Annotated in this window: 24 protein-coding genes; 22 read left to right on the top strand and 2 right to left on the bottom strand. The window is 58.4% G+C overall.

Translation table 11 applies throughout. From position 1 onward, the window contains the following. The 7 genes from LVE68_RS02195 to LVE68_RS02165 all read left to right on the top strand — a co-directional run bounded on the left by LVE68_RS02195 (window position 1) and on the right by LVE68_RS02165 (window position 5,815). Complete coding sequence (locus LVE68_RS02195) at window positions 1–657, top strand: NADH:ubiquinone reductase (Na(+)-transporting) subunit D (RefSeq protein ID WP_232942762.1); 657 nt, start codon at window positions 1–3, stop codon at window positions 655–657. A 3-nt stretch (window positions 658–660) separates the two neighbouring features. Beyond that, window positions 661–1,269: an NADH:ubiquinone reductase (Na(+)-transporting) subunit E gene (nqrE, locus tag LVE68_RS02190; RefSeq protein ID WP_232942760.1), complete on the top strand. Its 609-nt coding sequence runs from the start codon at window positions 661–663 to the stop codon at window positions 1,267–1,269. Between the two features lie 18 nt (window positions 1,270–1,287). Further along, a complete protein-coding gene (gene nqrF / locus LVE68_RS02185; RefSeq protein WP_232942758.1) occupies window positions 1,288–2,511 on the top strand; it encodes an NADH:ubiquinone reductase (Na(+)-transporting) subunit F in 1,224 nt (407 codons plus the stop codon). Between the two features lie 83 nt (window positions 2,512–2,594). Beyond that, window positions 2,595–3,599, top strand: coding sequence for an FAD:protein FMN transferase (locus LVE68_RS02180; RefSeq protein ID WP_232942756.1), 1,005 nt, complete (start codon window positions 2,595–2,597; stop codon window positions 3,597–3,599). After that, entirely contained in the window at window positions 3,596–3,835 is a 240-nt protein-coding gene (nqrM, locus tag LVE68_RS02175) for a (Na+)-NQR maturation NqrM (RefSeq protein WP_232942754.1), read from the top strand. Before LVE68_RS02180 ends, nqrM begins: the two co-directional genes overlap by 4 nt. Window positions 3,836–3,956: 121 nt before the next feature. Beyond that, window positions 3,957–5,354 (top strand): Si-specific NAD(P)(+) transhydrogenase, encoded by a 1,398-nt coding sequence (sthA, locus tag LVE68_RS02170; RefSeq protein ID WP_232942752.1) that lies wholly within the window; start codon window positions 3,957–3,959, stop codon window positions 5,352–5,354. Continuing rightward, on the top strand, window positions 5,351–5,815 hold the full coding sequence (locus tag LVE68_RS02165; protein WP_232942750.1) for a thioesterase family protein: 465 nt from the start codon (window positions 5,351–5,353) through the stop codon (window positions 5,813–5,815). Before sthA ends, LVE68_RS02165 begins: the two co-directional genes overlap by 4 nt. Window positions 5,816–5,874: 59 nt before the next feature. Here LVE68_RS02165 and LVE68_RS02160 read toward each other — a convergent pair whose 3' ends face one another. Continuing rightward, entirely contained in the window at window positions 5,875–6,186 is a 312-nt protein-coding gene (locus LVE68_RS02160) for a hypothetical protein (protein ID WP_232942748.1), read from the bottom strand. Window positions 6,187–6,384: 198 nt separating this feature from the next. Between LVE68_RS02160 and LVE68_RS02155 the strand changes: the two genes are divergently transcribed. The 5 genes from LVE68_RS02155 to LVE68_RS02135 all read left to right on the top strand — a co-directional run bounded on the left by LVE68_RS02155 (window position 6,385) and on the right by LVE68_RS02135 (window position 11,906). Further along, a complete protein-coding gene (locus tag LVE68_RS02155; protein WP_232942746.1) occupies window positions 6,385–8,016 on the top strand; it encodes an alpha/beta hydrolase in 1,632 nt (543 codons plus the stop codon). 202 nt (window positions 8,017–8,218) lie between these two features. Next, the gene (locus LVE68_RS02150) at window positions 8,219–9,463 is read left to right on the top strand and encodes a lipoprotein-releasing ABC transporter permease subunit (RefSeq protein WP_232942744.1); all 1,245 of its coding nucleotides are present in this window, start codon (window positions 8,219–8,221) and stop codon (window positions 9,461–9,463) included. A gap of 90 nt (window positions 9,464–9,553) precedes the next feature. After that, entirely contained in the window at window positions 9,554–10,312 is a 759-nt protein-coding gene (lolD, locus tag LVE68_RS02145; RefSeq protein WP_232942742.1) for a lipoprotein-releasing ABC transporter ATP-binding protein LolD, read from the top strand. Next, entirely contained in the window at window positions 10,305–11,567 is a 1,263-nt protein-coding gene (locus LVE68_RS02140) for a lipoprotein-releasing ABC transporter permease subunit (RefSeq protein WP_232942740.1), read from the top strand. Before lolD ends, LVE68_RS02140 begins: the two co-directional genes overlap by 8 nt. A 27-nt stretch (window positions 11,568–11,594) precedes the next feature. After that, window positions 11,595–11,906: a hypothetical protein gene (locus LVE68_RS02135; protein ID WP_232942738.1), complete on the top strand. Its 312-nt coding sequence runs from the start codon at window positions 11,595–11,597 to the stop codon at window positions 11,904–11,906. On the opposite strand, the gene LVE68_RS02130 is transcribed toward LVE68_RS02135, so the two are convergent. Next, complete coding sequence (locus LVE68_RS02130; protein WP_232942736.1) at window positions 11,892–12,416, bottom strand: DUF2062 domain-containing protein; 525 nt, start codon at window positions 12,414–12,416, stop codon at window positions 11,892–11,894. The two genes, LVE68_RS02135 and LVE68_RS02130, sit on opposite strands and share 15 nt — an antisense overlap. A 321-nt stretch (window positions 12,417–12,737) precedes the next feature. Here LVE68_RS02130 and LVE68_RS02125 point away from each other — a divergent pair, with 321 nt between their 5' ends. The 10 genes from LVE68_RS02125 (at window position 12,738) to LVE68_RS02080 (ending at window position 24,802) form a co-directional block, all read left to right on the top strand. Beyond that, window positions 12,738–13,412, top strand: a complete 675-nt coding sequence (locus LVE68_RS02125; protein WP_232942734.1) for a GntR family transcriptional regulator — start codon at window positions 12,738–12,740, stop codon at window positions 13,410–13,412. A 3-nt stretch (window positions 13,413–13,415) separates the two neighbouring features. Then, window positions 13,416–14,294, top strand: coding sequence for a methylisocitrate lyase (prpB, locus tag LVE68_RS02120; RefSeq protein ID WP_232942732.1), 879 nt, complete (start codon window positions 13,416–13,418; stop codon window positions 14,292–14,294). Window positions 14,295–14,378: 84 nt separating this feature from the next. Continuing rightward, the gene (prpC, locus tag LVE68_RS02115; protein WP_232942730.1) at window positions 14,379–15,506 is read left to right on the top strand and encodes a bifunctional 2-methylcitrate synthase/citrate synthase; all 1,128 of its coding nucleotides are present in this window, start codon (window positions 14,379–14,381) and stop codon (window positions 15,504–15,506) included. 314 nt (window positions 15,507–15,820) lie between these two features. Beyond that, entirely contained in the window at window positions 15,821–18,433 is a 2,613-nt protein-coding gene (gene acnD / locus LVE68_RS02110) for a Fe/S-dependent 2-methylisocitrate dehydratase AcnD (protein WP_232942728.1), read from the top strand. Window positions 18,434–18,725: 292 nt separating this feature from the next. After that, window positions 18,726–19,904 (top strand): 2-methylaconitate cis-trans isomerase PrpF, encoded by a 1,179-nt coding sequence (prpF, locus tag LVE68_RS02105; RefSeq protein ID WP_232942726.1) that lies wholly within the window; start codon window positions 18,726–18,728, stop codon window positions 19,902–19,904. Window positions 19,905–20,322: 418 nt separating this feature from the next. Beyond that, on the top strand, window positions 20,323–20,802 hold the full coding sequence (locus LVE68_RS02100) for a hypothetical protein (RefSeq protein ID WP_232942724.1): 480 nt from the start codon (window positions 20,323–20,325) through the stop codon (window positions 20,800–20,802). A gap of 20 nt (window positions 20,803–20,822) precedes the next feature. Further along, on the top strand, window positions 20,823–21,512 hold the full coding sequence (locus tag LVE68_RS02095; RefSeq protein ID WP_232942722.1) for a hypothetical protein: 690 nt from the start codon (window positions 20,823–20,825) through the stop codon (window positions 21,510–21,512). Between the two features lie 162 nt (window positions 21,513–21,674). After that, a complete protein-coding gene (locus LVE68_RS02090; protein ID WP_232942720.1) occupies window positions 21,675–23,957 on the top strand; it encodes an AAA family ATPase in 2,283 nt (760 codons plus the stop codon). Window positions 23,958–24,109: 152 nt separating this feature from the next. Next, complete coding sequence (locus LVE68_RS02085) at window positions 24,110–24,322, top strand: transposase (protein ID WP_232942718.1); 213 nt, start codon at window positions 24,110–24,112, stop codon at window positions 24,320–24,322. Between the two features lie 12 nt (window positions 24,323–24,334). Further along, entirely contained in the window at window positions 24,335–24,802 is a 468-nt protein-coding gene (locus LVE68_RS02080) for a transposase (RefSeq protein ID WP_232942716.1), read from the top strand. Window positions 24,803–24,813 lie beyond the last annotated feature (11 nt).

The following is a 24,813-nucleotide window of genomic DNA, read 5'->3' as shown; positions in this document are numbered from 1 at the left end:
ATGAAAGTCAAAGACACTCTGCTGGAACCTATTTTTAACAATAACCCCATTGCGCTGCAGATCCTGGGTATCTGTTCCGCACTGGCGGTAACCAGCTCCCTGAAAGTGACACTGGTAATGTGTGTGGCCCTGACCGTGGTGGTCTGCTGCTCCAACGTACTGGTGTCCCTGATTCGTACCCGGATCCCGAGCAGTATCCGCATCATCGTGCAGATGACCGTGATTGCCTCGCTTGTAATCCTGGTGGACCAGGTGATCAAGGCCCTGGCTTACGACATCTCCAAGCAGCTGTCCGTATTTGTCGGCCTGATCATCACCAACTGTATCGTGATGGGTCGTGCGGAAGCCTTCGCCATGAAGAACGGCCCGGTGGCCAGCTTCTTCGACGGCCTGGGTAACGGCCTTGGCTACAGCGTGATCCTGATTGGCCTGGCGGTCATCCGCGAACTGTTTGGTGCCGGCAAGCTGCTGGGCGTCGAGATCCTGCAGACCGTCAATAACGGTGGCTGGTATGTGCCCAACGGCATGCTGCTGCTGCCGCCGAGCGCCTTCTTCCTGATCGGCCTGTTTATCTGGGCGATCCGTACCTGGAAGCCTGCGCAGGTGGAAGAGGACGAGTTCAAGATTGCGCACAACACCAAAGCGCAGGAGGCCTGATAAGTGGAACATTATATTTCTCTGGTAGTTCGGGCCGTGTTCGTCGAGAACATGGCTCTGGCCTTCTTCCTGGGTATGTGTACCTTCCTGGCAGTGTCCAAGAAGATCGAGGCGGCTGTGGGCCTGGGTATCGCGGTTATCGTGGTGCTGACCCTGACCGTTCCGGTCAATAACCTGATCTACATCTATCTCCTGAAAGACGGGGCTCTGGCGTGGGCGGGTTACCCGGACGTTGACCTGAGCTTCCTTGGCCTGCTGTCCTATATCGGCGTGATTGCCGCCCTGGTGCAGATCCTCGAGATGTTCCTGGATAAGTACGTACCAGCGCTCTACAACGCCCTGGGTGTATTCCTGCCGCTGATTACCGTGAACTGCGCCATTCTGGGTGCGTCCCTGTTCATGGTGGAGCGCGAATACAACTTCGGCGAGAGTGTGGCCTACGGCTTCGGTGCCGGCCTCGGCTGGGCACTGGCGATCACCGCACTGGCGGGTATCCGCGAAAAACTCAAGTACAGTGATGTACCGGATGGCCTGAAGGGTCTGGGTATCACCTTTATCACCGTTGGTCTGATGTCACTCGGCTTCATGTCCTTCGGTGGTATCGATATCTAATCGGGGGAGCGCAATACGATGAATCTGGAAATTATTCTCGGCGTTGCGATGTTTACCGTCATCGTGCTGGCACTGGTGGCGGTAATCCTCGTTGCCCGTTCCCGCCTGGTAAACACCGGCGACGTCAACATCCTGGTAAACGGTGAGAAGACCCTCACCGTGCCGGCCGGCGGTAAGCTGCTGCAGACACTGGCGGCCAACAACCTGTTCCTGGCCTCCGCCTGTGGTGGTGGTGGCAGCTGCGCACAGTGTGTGTGTAAGGTCACTGCCGGTGGTGGCGATATGCTGCCTACCGAAGCGGCCCATTTCACCCCGCGCGAGGCGAAGGAAGGCAAGCGCCTGTCCTGCCAGGTTGCAGTAAAGCAGGATATGGAAATCGAGGTGCCGGAAGAGGTGTTCGGTGTGAAGCAGTGGGAATGCACTGTGGAATCCAACCCCAACGTGGCCACCTTTATTAAAGAGCTGACCCTGAAGCTGCCTGAAGGCGAGAACGTCGACTTCCGTGCCGGTGGTTACGTACAGCTGGAGGCCCCGCCCCACCACGTGAAATTCTCCGATTTCGATATCGATGAAGAGTACCGTGGCGACTGGGAGAACTTCGGCTTCTTCAAGCTGGAGTCCAAGGTGGACGAGCCGGTGGTACGCGCCTACTCCATGGCCAACTACCCGGAAGAGAAGGGCGTGGTGAAGTTCAACATCCGTATCGCCACCCCGCCGCCGCGCACCGAAGGTGTGCCGCCGGGCCAGATGTCCTCTTACGTCTTCAACCTGAAGCCGGGCGACACCATCCGCGTTTACGGGCCCTTCGGTGAGTTCTTCGCCAAGGACACCGATAACGAGATGGTATTTATCGGCGGTGGTGCCGGCATGGCCCCGATGCGTTCCCATATCTTTGACCAGCTGAAGCGCCTGAACTCCACGCGCAAGATCAGCTTCTGGTATGGCGCACGCTCCCTGCGTGAGATGTTCTACGAGGACGACTACAACGGCCTGCAGGACGAGTTCGATAACTTCCAGTGGCACGTGGCCCTGTCCGATCCGCAGCCGGAAGACAACTGGAGTGGCTACACCGGGTTTATCCATAACGTGGTTTATGAAAACTACCTGAAGGATCACCCGGCACCGGAAGACTGCGAGTACTACATGTGCGGGCCGCCCATGATGAACGCTGCTGTTATCAACATGCTGAAGGATCTCGGCGTTGAGGATGACAACATCATGCTGGATGACTTTGGCGGCTGATCGGAGTGATTGATTTGCCCAGAGCAGTTAAGCACCCGATAACAACAAAAACAGGGCCCGCATTCCGGGCCCTGTTTTTGCTTGTGTGTACGGTTTTCGCAGCGCTGGTACTGGCGGCGTGTGTCCCCGGGGAGCAGAGCTGGAAACTGACGGGACCCACCATGGGTACCCGCTATCACATCACCGTGGTGGATGCGCCCGACGGCGTTGATCGCGAATCGGTGCAGGCACTGGTGGACAGTGAGCTCGAAGCTGTTAACCAGGAGATGTCCACCTATATCCCCGACTCGGAGTTGATGCGCTTCAATGGCGGGCCGGTTGGGCAGCCGGTACCGGTCAGTGCACCGCTGGCAAAGGTGGTGGAGCTGTCGCTGGATATCTACCGGCGCAGTGACGGCGCGTTCGATATCACAGTGGGGCCATTGGTGAACCTGTGGGGCTTCGGCCCGACAGCCGAGCCCGAGCAGGTGCCCGCGCAGGCGGAGATCGACAGGCTGCTCGCCGAGATCGGGTCGGACGCACTGGCGCTCCAGCGCAATCCGGACCGGTTGACGCGCAAGCGGGATGTGCAGCTCGACCTCTCGGCCATCGCCAAGGGCCATGGTGTCGACCGGGTTGCGCTGTTACTGGAAGGGCAGGGCATCACCAATTACCTGGTGGAAATTGGTGGTGAATTGCGAACCAGTGGCCGGAATCCGGATGGCAGGGAATGGCGTATCGGCATCGAGAGTCCCACTGCCGCAGGGCAGGTGGTGCACAAGCCGGTGCGGGTAAGCAACCGTGCAGTGGCTACAAGCGGCGACTACCGCAATTACTACGAGCGCGATGGTGTCAGGTACTCGCACAGTATCGACCCGCGCACGGGTCGCCCGCTGTCCCATCGACTGGCCTCGGTAACGGTGATTGCCGATAACTGTGCCGAGGCGGATGGCCTCGCCACCGCCCTGAATGTGATGGGTGCGGAAGCGGGGTTACAATTGGCAGAGCGGGAGGGCTTGGCCGTTTTCATGCTGGTAAAAACCGGGAACGGTTTCCAAGAGCGTTACAGCAGCGCATTTGCTCCCTACCTGGAGGAGTCTGAATCATGACTGTTTATATTTTTGCCTTCGTTGCCATGGTATTGGTAATTGCGGGGATGGCGGTCGGCGCCATCGTCCAGAACAAGCCGTTGAAGGGCTCCTGCGGTGGCCTGAACACCCTGGGCCTGAAGGAGAACTGCGATATCTGCGGTGGCGACGATGATGAGTGCCGCAAGGAGCAGGAGCGGCAGGAGCAGCTGGCGCAACAGGCTGACCTGGCCTACGACGCCACCCGCAAGCACTGAGAATAACTGTTAACCAGTCCGCAGGAGCGCCCCGTGGCAGCGATACCCTGCGGCCTGTTCGGTTTTGCGGCCGCGGGCCGCTTCTACGCTAAACAAAACCAAAACTATTAAGAGCTGGTAGATGGCAGAACAGAAATTTGACCTGGTAGTGATCGGATCCGGCCCCGCCGGCGAGGCGGCGGCCATGAGCGCAGCCAAGAAAGGCATGCGCGCAGCGGTGATCGAGAAGCGCCCGGCGGTGGGTGGTAACTGCACCCACAAGGGCACCATTCCGTCCAAGGCCCTGCGCCACTCGGTCAAGCAGCTTATGCGTTACAACACCCAGCCGGTGTTCCGTGCGCTGGGCGAGCCGTGCCGGCTGTCATTTCCGCAGGTAATGGAATCGGTGCACAAGGTCATCAATTACCAGGTGGAGATGCACACCAGTTTCTATGCCCGCAACCGGGTTGAGCTGATTCTCGGTGAAGCCCGTTTCCGCGATGCCAATACCGTTGAGGTACAACTGCAGGATGGCGCCGTAGAGGTACTCAAGGCCGACAAGTTTGTGATCGCCACCGGCTCGCGCCCGTACCGTCCCGCCGATGTGAATTTTGACCACCCGCGGGTTTACGACAGCGACACCATCCTGGAAATGCAGCACACCCCGCATTCCATGATGATCTACGGCGCCGGTGTGATTGGTTGCGAGTATGCCTCCATCTTCGCCGCACTGGGGATCAAGGTCGACCTGATCAATACCCGTGGCAGCCTGCTGGAATTCCTCGATGATGAGATTTCCGACGCACTGAGCTACCACCTGCGGGATATGGGCGTGACCGTCCGCCACCAGGAGGAGTACGCCAAGGTGGTGCCCACCGATAACGGCGTCATCATGGAGATGCAGTCCGGCAAGCGTATCCACGCGGACGCACTGCTGTGGTGTAACGGCCGCTCCGGTAATACGGGCTCACTGGGCCTGGACAATGTCGGCCTGGAGGCCAACCACCGCGGCCAGCTGACGGTCGATGAGCACTACTGCACCGCCGTGGACAGCATTTACGCGGTGGGCGATGTGATCGGCTGGCCGAGCCTGGCCAGTGCCTCCTACGACCAGGGCAGGGCGGTAGCCGCAGCTATCGCCGGTCGCGGGCACCGGGTGATCGAGGATGCCCCTACCGGGATCTACACCCTGCCGGAGATTTCATCCGTGGGCCAGACCGAGTCTGAGCTGACTGCCGCCCGGGTGCCCTACGAAGTGGGGCGGGCACTGTTCAAGCACACCGCGCGTGCGCAGATTTCCGGTGAACGGGTGGGCATGCTGAAGATCCTGTTCCATATCGAGACCCATGAGATCCTGGGCATCCACTGTTTCGGTGCCGAGGCCGCGGAGATCGTGCATATTGGCCAGGCGATCATGAAGCAACCGTCGCCCAATAACGTGATCGACTTCTTCGTCAACACCACCTTCAATTACCCGACCATGGCAGAGGCCTATCGCAGCGCCGCCCTGGACGGGCTCAACCGGGTAATGCGCCTGTGACGGAACCGTCGCCCAGCGAGTTCCGCGAGCTGGTGAGGGGATTCTTTGAGCAGATTCCCTTCAACCAGCAGATCGGGCTGCAGATGCAGGAGCTCGACCTGGAGAACCAGCGGCTTTCGGCATCCTTCGAGCTACGCCCGGAGCTAATCGGCAATATCTGGAAGAAGATCCTGCACGGTGGCGTGATCGCCACTGCCCTGGATACCGTGGGTGGGCTGACGGCTATGGTGGCCGCCTACCAGCGTATGGGGGATATTGACTGGAAGGAGAAAACCGAGCGGCTGTCAAAGCTCGGTACCGTGGATATGCGGGTCGATTACCTGAAGCCGGGCAGGGGGGAGCGGTTCGTATGCCACGGTTCCATCCTGAGGGCTGGAAACAAGCTGGTGGTAACCCGGATGGAACTGCTCAACGATGCCGGGGAGCTGATTGCCACGGGAACCGCGACCTTTCTCTACTGACGGGCCCTGCCAGAGCGGCCCGGTTGGCGCCAGGCCATATTTCCTGGCGCAGGCGGGCCTCAGCCCCGCGGCTTGCTGACCACGTGCAGCACCTTGTCCCACTCGAAGTACACGTAAAAATCCGCATACTCCCAGCGCGAGATGGCGGGGTCGCCAACAGGGCCCTGGATGCCGACCGGCTCGCCCAGGCGTGCGGTTACCTGGTCCTTGTCCAGTCCGCGCATGGTTGATGCCTCGGCGACCTGGCCCTGTTCCCCCACGGGTACTTCAACAGTTTCAGCCAGGCTTCCCACTGAGATACCGAGTGCCAGGATACCTGCCAGCATTCCGAGGCGGGGCAGGGCGTCACGGTTAGTCGGTTTGTTGTGCATTCTTGTTCTCCGGCGAACAGGTTCTGTCGTTATTCTCAAGCTGGCCAGCTTTGCAGCCATTAAAGCAGATATTGTGCCTAAACATTTGGCATTATTCACGTTTTTAGTCTGGCCCGGGACCGGCCAGCAGCGCTGGCCGGGGTATCGGATTGCCTGTGCTAGGCTGAGAGAAGAATCCTGTCCTGCGGATAGTCACGGATGCGACTCGCCCATTTCCTCTCCATACCCGGGGTGTTGCTTGGCACCATCTTCTTTGCCCTGTCACTGACTCCCTCATTGATCCCCCGCGATGCCGTGATGCAGGGCATAGTGTCGGGGATATCATTTTCCGCCGGCTATGGCATCGGCGTGCTCCTGGTGTGGTTGTGGCGCTTCCTGGAGTTGCCTGTTCCCCGTGAAGGTGCCCGCAGGGTGATCGGTTGGGTCACAGCGGTGGCCTGTGTGTTGCTGGCCCTCGCTTTCCTTTGGCAGGCAACCGGGTGGCAGAATTCCGTGCGGTCCCTGATGGGGCTGGAGGACGTGGACAGCGGCCGGCCGGTGACCATCACCCTGGCCGCACTGGCGCTTTTCCTGGTGATTCTCCTGCTGGCGCGGCTGTTCCGCCGCATCATGCGCTTCCTGTCCCGACACCTGGAACGCTTTATTCCCCGGCGGGTCTCCCTGTTGCTGGGACTGGTGGCGGCATTCGCGCTGTTCTGGGCGGCAGTCAACGACGTCCTGATTAATATCGGCCTGCGGGTCACGGATTCGATTTACCAGAAACTCGATGCGCGCATTGCGCCGGATATGCCGGCCCCCGAGAACCCGGATAGCCCCGGGGGCGCCAACTCCCTGGTGCGCTGGCAGGATATGGGGCACCAGGGGCGGCAGTACCTGGCCCTGCGGCCGACACAGGCCGATATCCGCGAGGTGGCTGGCAGGGCCCTCGAGCCGGTCCGCGTCTACGTGGGGCTCAATGCGGCGGAAACGCCGGAGGCGCGCGCCAAACTGGCGCTGGATGAGTTCATCCGGGTCGGGGGCTTTGAGCGCTCGGTGGTGATCCTGATTACGCCTACCGGGACCGGCTGGGTGGACCCGGGAGCCATCAATTCCGTCGAGTTCCTTCACCGGGGTGATATAGCCAGCGTGGCCATGCAGTATTCCTACCTGCCGAGCCCGATTGCACTGATGACGGAAGACGCCTACGGGCGTGAGTCGGCGGAAGCCCTGTTCCAGGCCATATACGGGCACTGGCGATCACTGCCGCGCGATTCCCGGCCCCGGCTGTACCTCTTCGGCCTCAGCCTGGGCGCGCTCAATTCCGACCGCTCATTCGACTTCTACGACATCATTGATGATCCCTTCCACGGTGCCCTGTGGACCGGGCCGCCATTCCGCACCGATACCTGGCGCGCGGTTACCGCCAACCGCGATCCCGGCTCCCCCGCCTGGTTGCCCGAGTTTGGCGACGGTGCCGTGGTGCGGTTCGGCAATCACTTCGGCGGTTATGACCGGGGCAGCGCCCCCTGGGGGGATTTCCGCCTTGCCTTCCTGCAACACTCCAGCGACCCGATAGTGTTCTTTACCCCGGATGCGCTGTGGAGCAAGCCGGCGTGGATGAACAAGCCGCGCGGGCCCGAAGTCTCGCCGGACCTGCAGTGGTATCCCATCGTCACCATGTTCCATCTGGCGGCGGACATGCATGCCGGTATCGCGCCGATGGGTTTCGGCCACAGCTATGCCCCGGCCGACTACGTCCGTGCCTGGCTGGCACTGACCGAACCGCAGGGCTGGGGTGAGGCTGACCTGGACCGGTTGCGGGAAAAGCTGAAGGGATACAACAAGCGGTAAATGTGTCCAATTCCTTGGATTTCTCGCGCCATATCCGTTTAAATCACGTCTTATGATCGCCTCTTTAGGCTTGCCGGGATGTCGCCGGGCAGCCGGTGGCCAGTCTGGGCTGCAGGGCCCTGCTGGTCCGGGGGCGGATGGCCACTGGCCGCAATGGGCGAACAGAGCGCCACAACCGCCCCGCAATGGAGTTATGTGAATTATGTGGGTCCGTCCCGTCCCCCTCTTTATCGGCCTGCGTTACGTAGCCGCCCGCCGCCGACAGCAGTTTATTTCCTTTATCAACGGCTTCTCGCTACTGGGGATGGCACTGGGTGTCATGGCCCTGATTGTGGTGACATCCGTGATGAACGGTTTTGACCGTGAACTCAAAACCAGGATCCTCAGCGTGGTGCCCCACGGCTTTGTGGAGAAAGAGGGAGGCCTGGAGGACTGGCGCGGCGCCGCCGAACAACTGGTGCAGCAGCCCCATGTGGAGGCAGCGAGCCCGTTTGTGCGCGGCTTTGCCCTGCTCGGTTCCGGCAATGAGAGCTACGGGGTGGAGTTCCAGGGTGTGGATCCGGTGGCCCTGCGTAATGTCAGCGAGGTGGGGGAGCACATGGTGCTGGGCAGCCTCGACAGCCTGCAGCCGCGCAGCTACAACATCGTCCTGGGGCGTATCCTCGCGCGCCAGCTCAATGTGATTCCCGGGGACAGTGTCATCCTCACCCTGCCGGAAGTGGTGATTACCCCGGCCGGTATCTTTCCCCGCACCAAGCGATTTACCGTGAGCGGTGTTTTCTCTGTCGGTGCCCAGGTGGACCAGAGCATGGCCCTGGTGCATATCGAGGATGCGGGCCGCCTGTTGCGAATGCCCGGCAGGGCACAGGGCCTGCAGTTGCGCTTCGACGATATGAACAACGCCCTGGGCAGGGTTTCCGGTTATGCGGATGAGCTGGGTGAGGGCTTCAGCGGTGAAGACTGGAGCAAGTCCCAGGGCAGCCTGTTCCAGGCGGTGAAAATGGAAAAAACCGTGGTCACACTGATGCTGATGATCATTGTCGCGGTGGCTGCGTTCAATATTGTTTCCGCGCTGGTGCTGATGGTGGCCGACAAGCGCTCGGACATCGCCGTGTTGCGCACCCTGGGGCTGACATCGCGGCAGATCATGGGCGTGTTCGTGGTGCAGGGCAGCGCCATCGGGATTATCGGCGCCGTCGCCGGGGCGCTTCTGGGTATCCTGATTGCCCTCAACCTGACCGATATGGTGAGCTGGGTGGAAAATGTCCTCGGTGCCAAGATTTTTGATCCGCGGGTTTTCTTCGTCAGCTTCCTGCCCTCTGAATTCCGGACCGCGGACGCCGTCACCGTGCTGACCGCGGCAATCCTGATGAGCCTGCTGGCGACCCTGTTCCCCGCCTGGCGCGCCGCGCAGATTGAGCCCGCCGAGGCGCTGCGCTACGAGTAAAAGCACCGAACGAATAACGCATCCCGGAATGCGGCCCGCCGGGCAACGGCCGCCGCGACCGACAATGAAAATGACTGGCCCGAATAAATGATGAACAGCCAAGTAGAACTGCAAGACAAGCCGGAGACCGGCAACAACGACACGCACAATGATGTGGTGGTCCTGTCCTGCCGCAGCCTGCGCAAATCCTATCGACAGGGAACCAACGAGCTGGAAGTGCTGCGCGGTGTGGAGCTGGAAGTGCGGCGCGGGGAAAAGCTGGCGATCGTGGGGGCCTCTGGCTCCGGCAAGTCGACCCTGCTCAACCTGCTCGGCGGGCTGGACACCGCCACCTCGGGTGAGGTCCAGGTGGCGGGCAAAGACCTGGCCACGCTGAATGCCAATGAACGGGGCTGGCTGCGCAACAGCAGCCTCGGGTTTGTTTACCAGTTCCACCACCTGCTGGGGGAGTTCTCCGCCCTGGAAAATGTCGCGATGCCGCTGCTGATCGGCAAGCGCCCGGTTGCCGAGGCCCGGGAAGAGGCCACGTCCATGCTGCGGGCGGTGGGGCTGGGGGAACGCCTCGACCACAAACCATCGCAACTCTCGGGTGGCGAGCGCCAGCGGGTCGCCATCGCCCGCGCGCTGGTGACGCATCCGGCCTGTGTGCTGATGGATGAGCCCACCGGTAACCTGGACCGGGCCACGGCAAGGGAAATCCACGGCCTGATGGACAGGCTCAACCGGGAGCTGGGTATCAGCTTTGTCATCGTTACCCATGACCCGGACCTGGCGGCGGCACTGGACCGCACGCTCCACCTGATCGACGGCCGGCTCGAGAGTGACTGGCAGCAGGGCGACCATGTTTAGGCCGCTGCCCACCTATATCGGCCTGCGCTATGCCGGCGCGCAGCGTCGCGGTGAAGACTCCGCCGGCCTGGTGTCCTTTATTTCCGGCCTGTCCATGGTGGGCCTGGTACTGGGTGTGGCCCTGATGATCGTGGTGATGTCGGTGATGAACGGTTTCGATCGCGAACTGCGCGACCGGATCCTGGGCATCATGCCCCACGCCACCATCTACAACAGCAGTCCCGATGTCGACTGGCCGGCAATCCGTGACCAGCTGGCGGCGGCCCCGGCAGTGGAGGCGGCCGCCGAGGTCTGGCAGGTCAATGCGCTGGCGCGCAAGGGCAGGGAAGTCACGCCCCTGCTGGCCCAGGGGGTCAACCCCGATACCATTACCCGGGTTTCCAACATTGGCGAGTTCGTGTCGCCGGACAGCTTTGCCGCGCTGGAAAACCCGGCGGAGCCGGGCGTGATCCTGGGCCGTGGGCTGGCAGAGAAGCTGGGGGTCAAGCGGGGCGAGCACCTGTCCCTGATTGTGCCCAACAGTGGCGGGGCCGAGGGCGGCCGCCGTGCCGCACGGCTGGCGGGCTTCCAGGTGGTGGATGTATTCCACTCCGGCACCGCGCTGGACCACAGCCTGGCCCTGCTGAGCTGGGACCAGGCCCGCAACCTGGCGGGCGGTGCCGGGGGCGCCGGCGTCCAGTTGCGTGTGGGTGAAATGCTGGAGGCAAACTGGATCATGCGGCAACTGCTGGGCGAATTGCCGGCCCAGAATTTCTACGGCAGTGACTGGAGCCGTACCCACGGCAACCTGTACCAGGCAATCCAGATGTCGCGCAACCTGGTGGGCCTGCTGGTGCTGCTGATTATTGCCATTGCCGCCTTCAATGTGGTTTCCACCCTGGTGATGGTGGTGATCGACAAACACAGCGATATCGCCATCCTGCGCACCATGGGTGCCAGCACCCGCGAGATCCTGCTGACGTTTGTCAGCCAGGGTGCGCTGGTAGGGCTGGTTGGTGCCACCGTGGGTGGCCTGCTCGGTGTGCTCGGGTCACTGGTGGTGACGGACCTGGTGGCGGGGCTCGAGTCCCTGTTTGGAATCCAGTTTCTCAAGTCCGACGTCTACCCGGTGGACTACCTGCCTTCGCAGCTGCATTGGGGTGACGTGGCACTGGTGGTGGGGGCCGGCTTTGTCCTGAGCCTGGTGGCTACCCTGTACCCGTCGTTGCAGGCGAGCCGGGTGCAGCCGGCAGCAGCGTTGCGGAACGAGCAATAAATAAAAACAGGGTCTCAGGGAGGGGGAATGAGTTTTGTGCGATTTATGGCGGCCATACACCGGCCGTCGATCTTCTGGTGGCCATTTCCCTTTCTTCGTCCCGATGAGGGGCAGCCATTCGGGCGTTTCCGGCTGTTTACCTGCGCGACCCTTTATCCACTCTACCTGTGGTGCCTGGTGTCGGTGATTCTTTTTTTGAAGAAGGGCCTGGGCACCGCAGAATTGTTGCCGCTACTGGGCGTAATGCTCTGCTTTTTTCTGGCCTATTACTCCGCAGTGGCCTACTGCTGGAATCGGGTTAACAACCCCGGGCAGCCAGGGGCTTCACTGGATCGCTGAGCGCCGCGCCAGGCGCATCTTCCAGCGCTTCACCACGTGCCAGCGCCACAGGGCCTGCATGCCAAAATAAGAAACTGTCGCGAAGAAGATCCCGCTCAGCAGCGAGCCGAAAAACAGCGGCAGCCAGATCTTACCCACCTCGCCGGTCAGCCATTCCCATGACAGTTCCAGCCGGAAGTCCAGGGGCGGCGTGCCCAGGATCCAGGCGCCCAGCTTGTAGGTGCTGTAGAAAATTGCCGGCATAGTGACCGGATTGCTGATCCACACCAGTATCATCGACAGGGGCAGGTTGCAGCGGAACCACAGCGCCAGCAGGGCGGCGATTACCATCTGGCCGGGTAGCGGCAGGAAGCTGGTAAAGACACCCACGGCGAATGCGACAGAAACCGAGTGCCGGTTCAGGTGAAAGAGGTTGGGATCGTGCAGCAGGGTCCCCAGAAAGCCCAGGCCCCTGTTGGCCCGCACCTGTTCGGGGGTTGGCAGCCAGCGCCTGATGATACTTTTCGGCATAACGTCACTGTACCCGAAGACCGGCGGCCCGGACGAATATGATTCAACTCTCAGGGGAGGTGGGCGGGTCCGGTCCGCCACCTGTCCTGGCTCACTCTCAAGGATAGATTGTGGCCGGGTGGGCGGCACGGCCCAGCCATTGCGGGCGCTATTATGCCCGCTCAGGGCCCTCAAGACTACTATTGTGCCTTTCGTACAATTTCCGCCTCTATTGTCAACAATTGGGGCATATTTTGCCGGTTGACGGGTGCTTTCACCTGATTTATGGTGTCCGCCACATCCAGATTGTCGACAATCTTGCGCCAGTAGGGGAAGCCCAGCTTGAAAGCAGCCACTTCACAGAACGCTGTAGCCGGCCAGAGCCTGGCTGACCGCCTGTATGAGACCCTGCGCGCTGAGATCGTCGAGGGGCGGATTGCCGCCGGCAGCAAGATCAGCGAGCCGGAACTGGCCCGTCGCTTTGAGGCCAGCCGGGGCAGCCTGCGCGAGGCCCTGATGCGGCTCGAGGCGCTGGGCCTGCTGGAGCGCCGTGTCAATGTCGGCGCCCGGGTGGTGGACCTGAGCGAGCGCGGCCTGCTGGAGCTTTACGACGTGCGTGAAGCGCTGGAGGGCATGGCCTGCCGGCTGGCGGCCACCCAGCGCACAGACGCCGACCTGGCGGAACTCCGGCGGATGCTCGAGCACCATGAGCAGCAGGAAGAGCTGCGGGCCGGTACCGCCTATTTCCAGCCCGAGGGCGATTTCGACTTCCATTTCCGCATCGTGCAGGCCTCCGGCAACGACCTGCTGATCGACACCCTGTGCAACCGCCTGTACTACCGGGTGCGCATGTACCGGTACCAGCTGGGTATGGCCAGCCCCCGTGCCCAGCGGGCCTTCCGTGAACACAGTCATATCATCGAAGCCATCGAGGCCGGGGACGGTGACCTGGCGGAGCTGCTGATGCGCCGCCATATCCGCGCCTCCCGGCAAAACATAGAAAACAAACTGAGGTAGCCAATGAGCCACACTCTCTCTGCTGGCGCGCGCTTTCGCCGTGCCCTCGCCGAAAACAACCCGCTGCAGGTTGTGGGGACCATCAACGCCTACAGCGCCATCATGGCGGAGCGTATCGGCCACAAGGCGATTTACCTGTCCGGTGGTGGGGTTGCGAATGCCTCCTACGGCCTGCCTGACCTGGGCATGACCAGCCTGGACAACGTGCTCGAGGACGTACGCCGCATTACCGCCGCCAGCGAACTGCCGCTGCTGGTGGATATCGATACCGGCTGGGGCGGTGCCTTCAATATTGCCCGCACCATCAAGGAAATGATCCGTGCCGGCGCCGGCGCGGTACACATCGAGGACCAGGTGGCGCAGAAGCGCTGTGGCCACCGCCCGAACAAGGAAATTGTCAGCAAGGAAGAGATGGTCGACCGTATCAAGGCGGCGGTTGACGCCCGTACCGACGACGATTTCTTTATCATGGCCCGTACCGACTCCTTTGCACAGGAAGGGCTCGACGCCGCCATCGAGCGCGCCCAGGCCTGCATCGAGGCCGGTGCCGACGGCATCTTCGCCGAGGCGGTCACCGAGCTGGAGCATTACCGCGCCTTCAAGGATGCGCTGAATGTGCCCATCCTCGCCAACATCACCGAGTTCGGCAAAACCAGGCTCTACAACAAGGCAGAGCTGGCGGAGTCCGGTGCTGATATGGTGCTGTACCCGCTGTCGGCATTCCGCGCCATGAACAAGGCCGCGGAAAACGTCTACACCAGCATCCTGGAAAACGGCGACCAGCAGGCGGTGGTGGACACCATGCAGACCCGCGCCGAACTGTACGACTACCTGAATTACCACGACTTCGAGCAGAAGCTCGACGACCTGTTCAAGAAGTAAACCCGAGTTCGATATTTACCCATCGCCATACCGGGCCCCGGCATGGCGAAGCAAAAATTCTTTCCTAAAAAAGGGGATCAGAAGATGGCAGAGAAAAAAGTAGGAGGCGCCGGCCTGCGCGGCCAGGTTGCCGGTAAAACCGCACTTTCCACCGTTGGCAAAAGCGGTTCAGGCCTCACTTATCGCGGCTATGACGTCAAGGACCTGGCAGAACACTGCGAGTTCGAGGAAGTCGCTTACCTGATCTTCAACGGCGAGCTGCCCACCAGTGCGCAGCTGGCAGATTACAAGGGCACCCTCAAGGGCATGCGCGGCCTGCCGCAGGCGCTGAAAGAAGTGCTGGAGCGCATTCCCGCCGACGCGCACCCGATGGATGTGATGCGCACCGGCTGCTCCATGCTGGGCAACCTGGAGGGCGAGGAGTCCTTCGACCAGCAGTACGACCGCGCCAACCGCCTGCTGGCGGCGTTCCCGTCCATCATCTGCTACTGGTACCGCTATACCCACGACGGCGTGCGTATCGAGACCGAGACCGACGACGATTCCATCGGCGGCCACTTCCTGCATATGCTGCGCGGTGAGAAGCCGAACGAGCTGCACGCGCAGGTGATGAACGTTTCCCTGATCCTGTACGCCGAGCACGAGTTCAACGCGTCCACCTTCACCGCGCGCGTCTGTGCCTCCACCCTGTCCGACCTGTTCAGCTGCATCACCGGTGCCATCGGTTCCCTGCGCGGCCCGCTGCACGGCGGCGCCAACGAGGCGGCCATGGAATTGATCGAGAAGTTCTCCTCCGCCGACGAGGCCGAGAAAGGGCTGCTGGGCATGCTGGAGCGCAAGGAAAAGATCATGGGCTTCGGCCACGCGGTCTACACCGAGTCCGACCCGCGCAACGCCATTATCAAGCAGTGGTCCGAGAAGCTGGCCGCCGATGTTGGCGACGAGGTGCTGTACCCGGTATCCGTGCGCTGTGAAGAGGTGATGTGGCGCGAGAAGAAGCTGTTCTGTAACGCCGACTTCTTCCACGCTTCCGCGTACCACTTTATGGGCATTCCCACCAAGCTGTTCACGCCGATCTTCGTGATGTCCCGCGTAACCGGCTGGGCCGCCCACGTGTTCGAGCAGCGCGCCGACAACCGCATTATCCGCCCGAGCGCGGAATATGTCGGTCCGGAACTGCGCAAGGTGACGCCGATCGCGGAGCGCGGCTAATCGCGTTTAACGGCCACCGGCCGTGAGGGTTGTGCCGCTGCTCAGGTGCAGTGGCGGCCCGGCCGCCGGTGACCGCCCCCGCGACCCGCCGTAAACCCATCCATGGGGGCTTGTCTGCGAGATCCCTCTCGCAGACAGTCGCGGGGGTAGCCACCGTCAACCGGGCCTTCCCATTGCCCAGCGGTGGTTGTCTGCATTCGGTTGGATTGCCGTGCTTCAGGCCGAGCCTGGAAGGGCGCTGGACCTGATTGCAGAAATACCGCTACAAAACATTCGATGGGCCCCGCAGCGGACCCCAAATTATTGATCACACTATGAATACCGAATACCGCAAAAAACTCCCCGGCACAGACCTCGACTTTTTCGACACCCGCGAGGCCGTCGAAAAAATCCAGCCGGGTGCCTATGAAAAACTGCCATACACTTCCCGTATCCTGGCAGAGAACCTGGTGCGTCGCTGCGAGCCAGAAATGCTCACCGATGCCCTCAAGCAGCTGATTGAGCGCAAGCGCGACCTGGACTTCCCCTGGTTCCCCGCGCGCGTTGTCTGCCACGATATCCTCGGCCAGACCGCACTGGTGGACCTGGCCGGCCTGCGCGACGCCATCGCCGAGAAGGGCGGTGACCCGGCCAAGGTCAACCCGGTGGTGCCCACCCAGCTGATTGTCGACCACTCGCTGGCGGTGGAGCATGCGGGCTTCGAGAAGGACGCATTCGAGAAAAACCGCGCGGTGGAAGAGCGCCGCAACGAGGACCGCTTCCACTTCATCAACTGGACCAAGACCGCGTTCGAGAACGTGGACGTGATCCCGCCCGGCAACGGCATCATGCACCAGATCAACCTGGAGAAAATGTCCCCGGTGGTGCAGAAGAAAGATGGCGTCGCCTTCCCGGATACCTGTGTCGGTACCGACAGCCACACGCCGATGGTGGATGCGCTGGGTGTGATTTCCGTAGGCGTCGGCGGCCTGGAAGCCGAGAGCGTCATGCTGGGCCGCGCCTCCTATATGCGCCTGCCCGACATCGTCGGCGTGGAACTGACCGGCAAGCTGCAGCCCGGCATTACCGGTACCGATATGGTACTGGCCCTGACCGAGTTCCTGCGCCGCGAGCGCGTGGTGGGTGCCTACCTGGAATTTTTCGGCGAGGGCGCCTCCAGCCTGAGCCTGGGCGACCGCGCCACCATCGCCAACATGACCCCGGAATACGGTGCCACCGCCGGTATGTTCGCCATCGACGAGCAGACCATCGACTACCTGAAGCTGACCGGCCGCGACGACGAGCAGGTAGCCCTGGTAGAGAAGTTCGCCAAGGAAACCGGTCTCTGGGCAGACAGCCTGAAAACCGCCGAATACGAGCGCGTACTGAAGTTCGACCTCTCCTCCGTCGGCCGCAACCTGGCCGGCCCGTCCAACCCGCACGCACTGCTGCCGGTGTCCGAACTGGGCAACCGCGGTATTGCCCAGGGTGATTGGAAAGAGGAATGGAAGGAAGAAGAGGGCCTGATGCCCGACGGCGCGGTGATCATCGCCGCCATCACCAGCTGCACCAACACCAGCAACCCGCGCAACATGATTGCGGCGGGCCTGATCGCCCGCAACGCCAACAAGCTCGGCCTGACCCGCAAGCCCTGGGTGAAGACCTCCCTGGCACCGGGTTCCAAGACCGTAAAAATGTACCTGGAAGAAGCCGACCTGCTGCCGGAGCTGCAGCAACAGGGCTTCGACGTGGTGGCCTTTGCCTGCACCACCTGTAACGGCATGAGCGGCGCGCTGGACCCGAAAATCCAGCAGGAAGTGATTGACCGGGACCTGTACGCCACCGCCGTACTGTCCGGCAACCGCAACTTCGACGGCCGTATCCACCCCTACGCCAAGCAGGCCTTCCTGGCCTCGCCTCCATTGGTAGTGGCCTACGCCATCGCCGGCACCATCCGCTTCGATATCGAAAAGGATGTACTGGGCCATGATAAGGACGGCAACCCGGTAACCCTGAAGGATATCTGGCCGAGCGACGAAGAGATCGACGCGATTGTGAAAGAGAGCGTCAAGCCGGAGCAGTTCCGCGAGGTCTATATCCCGATGTTCGACCTGGAGAAGGGCGAGAGTGAGAAGGGCAAACCGCTGTACGACTGGCGCCCCATGAGCACCTACATCCGCCGCCCGCCGTACTGGGAAGGCGCTTTAGCGGGAGAGCGCAGCCTGAAAGGCATGCGTCCGCTGGCCGTGCTGGGTGACAACATCACCACCGACCACCTGTCGCCATCCAACGCCATCCTGGCCAGCAGCGCCGCCGGTGAATACCTGGCGAAAATGGGCCTGCCGGAGGAGGACTTCAACTCCTACGCCACGCACAGGGGCGACCACCTCACCGCCCAGCGCGCCACCTTCGCCAACCCGAAGCTGCTGAATGAAATGGTGCGTGACGAAAACGGTGAGGTGAAGCAGGGCTCCCTGGCCCGCATCGAGCCGGAAGGGCAGGTGACCCGCATGTGGGAAGCCATCGAAACCTATATGGAGCGCAAGCAGCCGCTGATCATTATCGCCGGCGCCGACTACGGCCAGGGCTCCTCCCGCGACTGGGCCGCCAAGGGCGTAGCGCTGGCCGGTGTGGAAGCCATCGTGGCCGAAGGCTTCGAGCGCATCCACCGCACCAACCTGATCGGCATGGGCGTGCTGCCGCTGGAATTCCAGCCGGGCACCACCCGTGAAACCCTGGGCATCGACGGCACCGAGACCTTCGATGTAATCGGTGAACTCCGGCCCCGTGCACCCCTGACCCTGGTCATCACCCGCAAGGATGGTGAGAAGGTCGAGGTGCCGGTAACCTGCCGCCTGGATACCCAGGAAGAAGTCTCCATCTACGCCGCCGGCGGCGTACTGCAGCGCTTCGCCAAGGACTTCCTGGAAGCCGAAGAGGTCGCCTGATTGCCGGTGCCCGGCCTGGCCCAGGCGGTATCACCCGTAGGGGCGGACCCCGTGTCCGCCCACACCCCGGATGTGCCAGTGCCCGACCCGGCCCCGGGAATATCGTCCATACGGACGGACCTCGTGTCCGCCCACTCCCCGGACGTGTCGGTACCCGGCTCGGCCCCAAATGTATCGCCCGTAGGGGCGGACCTTGTGTCCGCCCGCTCCCTTCGGCCGCACAAGGCGAGACAGGATATCCACCCAACCCGGCGGCGTACCCTTTTCGAATTAGAGAGTTAACGAGGCTCCCATGACCCACAGCCCCCAAATCAAAATCCCCGCCACCTACATGCGCGGCGGCACCAGCAAGGGCGTCTTCTTCCGCCTACAGGATCTCCCAGAATCCGCCCAGGTACCAGGAAAAGCCCGCGACAACCTGCTGCTGCGCGTAATCGGCAGCCCCGACCCCTACGGCAAGCAGACCGACGGCATGGGCGGCGCCACCTCCAGCACCAGCAAGACCGTGATCCTGTCGAAAAGCGAGCAGCCCGACCACGACGTGGATTACCTGTTCGGCCAGGTGGCCATCGACAAGCCGTTCGTTGACTGGTCCGGCAACTGCGGCAACCTCACCGCCGCCGTGGGTGCCTTCGCCATCAACAGCGGCTTCGTCGATCCGGACCGCATCCCGGACAACGGCACCTGCACCGTGCGTATCTGGCAGGCCAATATCAAAAAGACCATCATCGCCCGGGTCCCCATCACCAATGGGGAAGTGCAGGAGACCGGCGATTTCGAGCTGGACGGCGTCACCTTCCCGGCGGCCGAAGTGCAGATCGAGTTCATGGACCCGGCGGACGGCGAGGGAGCCATGTTCCCCACCGGCAACCTGGTGGACGACCTGGAGGTACCGGGCGTGGGCACGCTAAAGGCCACCATGATCAACGCCGGCATCCCCACCATTTTCGTCAACGCCGACGAAATTGGGTACGTGGGTACCGAGTTGCAGGAAGCCATCAATGGTGACGACAAGGCGCTCGCCATGTTCGAGACTATTCGTGCATATGGCGCAAAGGAAATGGGCCTGATCAGCAACGTGGAAGAGGCGGCCAGCCGCCAACATACCCCCAAGGTGGCCTTCGTGGCGCCTCCCAAGGACTATGTGGCTTCCAGCGGCAAGAAGGTCGCAGCAGGCGATATCGACCTGCTTGTGCGCGCCCTGTCCATGGGCAAACTCCACCACGCCATGATGGGCACTGCGGCGGTTGCCATCGGTACTGCCGCTGCCATCCCCGGTACACTGGTGAACCTGGCCGCAGGGGGAGGGGAGCGTAATGCCGTCACCTTCGGCCATCCGTCCGGGACCTTGCGGGTGGGGGCAGAAGCGGAAGTGGTCAACGGACAGTGGACTGCTACCAAGGCCATTATGAGCCGCAGTGCGCGGGTTTTGATGGAAGGTTGGGTGCGAGTTCCCGGCGATTCCTTTTAGTCTGCTTCGCAGTATGAGCCGCGAATAGCGGTGGGTACTGTTCAAGCTGGCTTCGGAAGTCGAAAAAGCGAGCCTCAATTGAGGCTCGCTTTTTTGTGCCTGAAAGGTTTTGTACAAAATTCAGACAAAGCGGAGTGGGGAACCGCTAGATCAGCAGCAAGAATCACTGAATTGATTGGTGTGAGGCTAAGTAATTGACTTAAAAAGCAATTCTAATAACATCGACTGCGGTATATCCAGAATTATAAAGACGCTCTGCAGGCTAATTTTGAAGAGAAATATTCGAAGCTTCGGTAAGCTACTGATTTTGAGGGCTTTTCTATAGATCCCTTGTAAAGCCGGGCCGAGTTGAAAAGAACTGAGTTTTATAGGCACGTCTTTTGAGTAAACCGTTAAGCAGTATTGGGAATTGTATCCTATGGAGTTCTACATAAAAATTTTTGTAATCGTTTCGGTTGCATCTGTTGGGTGGATAATTACTCACTTTTTCACTTCGCGAAGGGATCTCAAAAATGCTAGAAGGCAGCGGCGGATCGAAGCCCTATCCAATTCATACGATCTACTTATTCGTCTGGGATTGGATAAAGGAATCCCTGCAAGGGAAAATCATGAGGGTGAGCTTGAAACCTATGCCCGGGAGGTTGAGCAAGCCATTGTAATGATTCACCTTTATGGAAATGAAGAGCAGGTAAAGTTAACGAATGAGCTTGTACAGAAACTGTCGGATGAAAAAATATATAGTGCGGATGGATTAGTTAATGCTTTGAGAGTCGATATTAGACGGGACTTAGGAATGAAACGGGTTAATGTTGCGCCGATTTACACAAGGCAAACGGTTATAGACCGTCGCAATAACCCTAACAAATCAATGCAGTCGGCCAATAACGCGGCTGATTGAGGCGTTAACTCTCAAGGTTTATGATGCATCCATTAGATATTAAATTTTCCACTCCATTGGAGAGGGAGTATGAGGCTTGGATTATCCAAGGTATTGAAAATTACTTCATTTCGCTTGGAGTGAAAGTTGCGATTTGGGCGGTCTCTCCGGATGAAGAGGTGAGTTGGCCTGCAGATGAAAAGTTGGTAGTTGGTAAGAAGCTGGTAGGATTACAGCTTAAAAAAGTTGAGTACAAAGACAATAGAAAGAGACCAAAAGACTTCGGTCGGCTCAACTGGAAGTTTCATAATCCTCCAGGACAATTCGATCTAGTAATGAAGTTCCCGGAAATATTCTACTGCTTACCTACATTCGTTAATCGTGAGTTCAAACGGCAGGCAATACATCATTGCCTTTTCTGGCGGCCAAAGCAGAGCGAAAAGAGAGATCTAAATGCTTGGTATGATAACAGTCAAGCTCGTACACCTCATAAGTCTATTGCAAAAGCTCCTCGATGGGGGCTTTTTATAGAGCAAGTTATGGGGTGCTCGGTAGGTAAAAAAGTAAAGGCTATAAACGACGCAAAAGATTATGTTGAATCTATCCGAGAAGCTATGATTCAACCTTTGGATGATCGTGAAGGTTATGATCGTCCCAATGGTAAGAGTCAGACTGGTATACCTAGAGCTGAAAGTGCTGTGTATGTTATTGCGCTGCCGTATCAGAGTTGAGAATATTCTGTAGCGGCAGCCCTATTTTATAGGGCCTTTGCTAGTTTTGTGCACATCTATTTCTAAGTAAAACGCTCACAAAATAAGTTGTCACTGAGTGCGGCGATATGTGCTTTGAGACATTGCGGAGTGTCGAACTCTTTTTGTAAAACAGGGATTTAAATGTTAGAAAGAATACATCGGATAAAAGGTATTGGGCTATTGCATGATGCAGATGGAAGAGCCCAAAGATTGCAAAAAGCTACTTTTATCTATGCGGACAACGGGCGTGGAAAATCAACTTTAGCTTCATTATTTCGCTCCTGCTCTACAAACAATCCTGCTTTGCTTTTAAATCGCCGTACGATTGACGGAAATCAAAACCCTGAAGCAACACTTCAGTTCTCAAACGGTCAGCGCGCTGTATTTCAAAATGGTAATTGGAATATTGGGCGCCCGGAACTTCTAGTATTTGATGCTGACTTTGTAGAGCAAAATGTTTACGCCGGTGGCAAGGTTACTCCTGATCAACGTAAAAACCTTTTGCAATTCGCTTTGGGTGAGAGCGCAGTAGTTGCTCAGCGAGAATATGATCATGCAGATAATGCCGTCCAGGCGACCAGTAATGCTGTTCGCGAAACAGTAAGCCAATTATCACTCATACATCAAGGCGTAACATTAGCGCAATTTCAACAAATTGCAGAAGTTCCTAATGCTGATGAGCAAATATTAGCCCTTAATGCAAAAATAGTCGAAGCTCGAAATATAGAACTTATTCAGGCAAAGGCGCAACCGCAGCAACTACCCTTGCCCACTCTGGATATTGAGCCAATTTTTAGGGTTCTTGCCACATCACTTAATAATATTGATTTGGCTGCAGAGCAAAGGGTAAGGAATCATTTAAGCAACCATAACAAAGATCGCTTAGAAAAATGGATAAGTGATGGTTATGCATATGGAGAAGAAGAAAATTGCCTGTTCTGCAATCAATCTTTAGAAGGTGTGGATCTAATACAGGCATATCGTAGCTATTTTAATCAAGATTATAATCAGCTTAAATCCAATGTTGCTCAGCTATCCGCACTTGTGGATGCGGCTTGTGATAATGAAATAATTAATCGATTAAGAGCACGGTTTGAAACAGCTAGTGCTGTTGTAGATGGCTGGCAAGAACATGTAGATGTTTCACCGCCTGTATTCGACGAAAGCTCAGCAAGGAACGCTCTTTCAAATATTAAAGCAATGTTGGAAAACTTAAAAAACAGAAAAGAAGTCAATTTGCTAGATGAGGTTGGTACAGAAGAGGATAAAGACTTAATCGATAGACAATGGAAAACCATTACAGATGTAATTACCGCTTGTAATGAGACAATTGAGAACGCTTCAGAACAGATCTCACAATACAAAGCTGGTTTGACTGCATTAAATGTTGAGGACATGCAGCAGCAAATTCGTGATTTGGAGTTGGCAAAAACACGTCATAGGCAGGATGTTATTGCTCTTCTAGCTCAATTAGAAGAGCAACGAAATCAGGATGCTGATGCAAAAAGAGAAAAGCAATTAAAAAAAGATACGTTAAATCGGATCATGCAGCTAACACTTGAGAGCTACAAAGATCGTATTAACGAGCTTTTGAGAGGGTTTGGCGCCCAATTTCTCATCCCTAATATTGATTTTAACTACCGTGGCGGCTTAAGAAGCGATTATGCGCTTCAAATGCGTGGTGGAAACATTGCGTTGAATGGTGGTGTGCCGGATTTTAAGACATCGCTAAGTGAAGGTGACAAAAGAACATTGGCTTTTGCATTCTTTATAGCCTCGGCAGAGTCTGATCCTGACATATCTAATAAAATAATTGTAATCGATGATCCAATGTGTAGCTTAGACCTTAATCGTAAGCAACAAACTCGTACTGTATTGAAGCGTCTACACGATAATTGTGAACAGATTATAGTCCTCGCGCACGATGTTCATTTCCTGCGCAACCTTCGAGATGACGTATTGCGAACGGAGAACCCAAATAATGTTAAGTGTTTTAAGTTAAAAGCGGTCGCTAATCGTTATAGTGATTTTGATGAGATTAACGTTGATCAGGAGTGCGAAGGTGCGTACTTCAGGAGTCATAGAGTATTAGATGAGTATATGGCTGGGAATGCACAAAGCAGTATGGAGATAGCGAGGTCAATTAGACCTATGCTTGAAGGTTATTTGCATAGGAGATTCCCAGGGATGATAACCAGCGGGTTATTGTTTGGACAGATAATAGATCAAATCAATAATGCCCAACCTCCGAGTCCATTAGTCCACGCGCAAAATATCACCACTGAACTTAATGAGATCAATCGCTATGCTGGTCAGTTTCATCACGATACGAATCCCGCTGCAGATCAGGTTCAGATTGTAGATGGAGAGCTCCTTAATTTTGCAGAAAGAGCTATTAAGATAGTTCATGCTGGTGTTGCCTAAAAATAGATGGGGTCAGATAAAAATTATGACGTTAGTTGAATTGGAGGCTCTTAAATAAATGGGGTCACATCAACATTATGACACCTATTAACACCCACTGAGTTTTCCATTCATTAGTCTATGGCCTTGGCAAAAAGGGAAGGGAAAGCTCGATGGCCAGATTGCCGCGCCTCGGACCTGCAGGGATTTCGCAGTATGTCATACAGCGGGGCAACAACCGGCAGGTTTGCTTCTGTTCAGAACAGGACATGATCGCCTACGCCAGTTGGCTAAAACAGTATGCAAAGGAATTCGATATTCAGGTACATGCCTGGGTGTTGATGACCAATCACGTCAATCTGCTGGTAACCCCGCAGTCTGATTAGGGTACTAGCAGGATGATGCAGGCCCTTGGGCGTATTTATGAGCGTTACTTCAACCGGGAGTATCGGCGTTCGGAAACTCTGCGGGAGGAGCGCTACAAATCCTGCCCGGTTCAGTCTGAGGATTATCTTCTGCAGTGCTATCGGTATATAGAGCTAAATCCGGTGCGCGCGGGCATGGTGCCAGATCCGGGGGAGTATTTCTGGTCCAGCTATGGCTGCAATGGGCTGGGCGGGTCATCCAGCCTGCTTATACCTCATATGCAGCATCTGGCGCTCGGTCGCTACCCGAAGCAGCGCCAGGAGCGCTACCGGGCCCTGTTCCGCCATGCGCTGGATGCGGCCGCTCTCGACAAGATCCGGGGTGCATTAAACAGGGGCTTGGCGCTGGGTAATGACCGGTTCAAGGCGCAGATCGAGGAACAGTTTGCCCGGCGGGTGACGCAAGCTCCGCTGGGTCGGCCGCGCATCGCTTTGCCGTGAATGTTGGTGTT

The organism is Microbulbifer sp. YPW16 (genome assembly GCF_021290385.1).
Lineage (GTDB): Bacteria > Pseudomonadota > Gammaproteobacteria > Pseudomonadales > Cellvibrionaceae > Microbulbifer > Microbulbifer zhoushanensis.
Note: the sequence above shows the minus strand (reverse complement) of the source record. Positions and strands in the feature narration are given on the sequence as shown.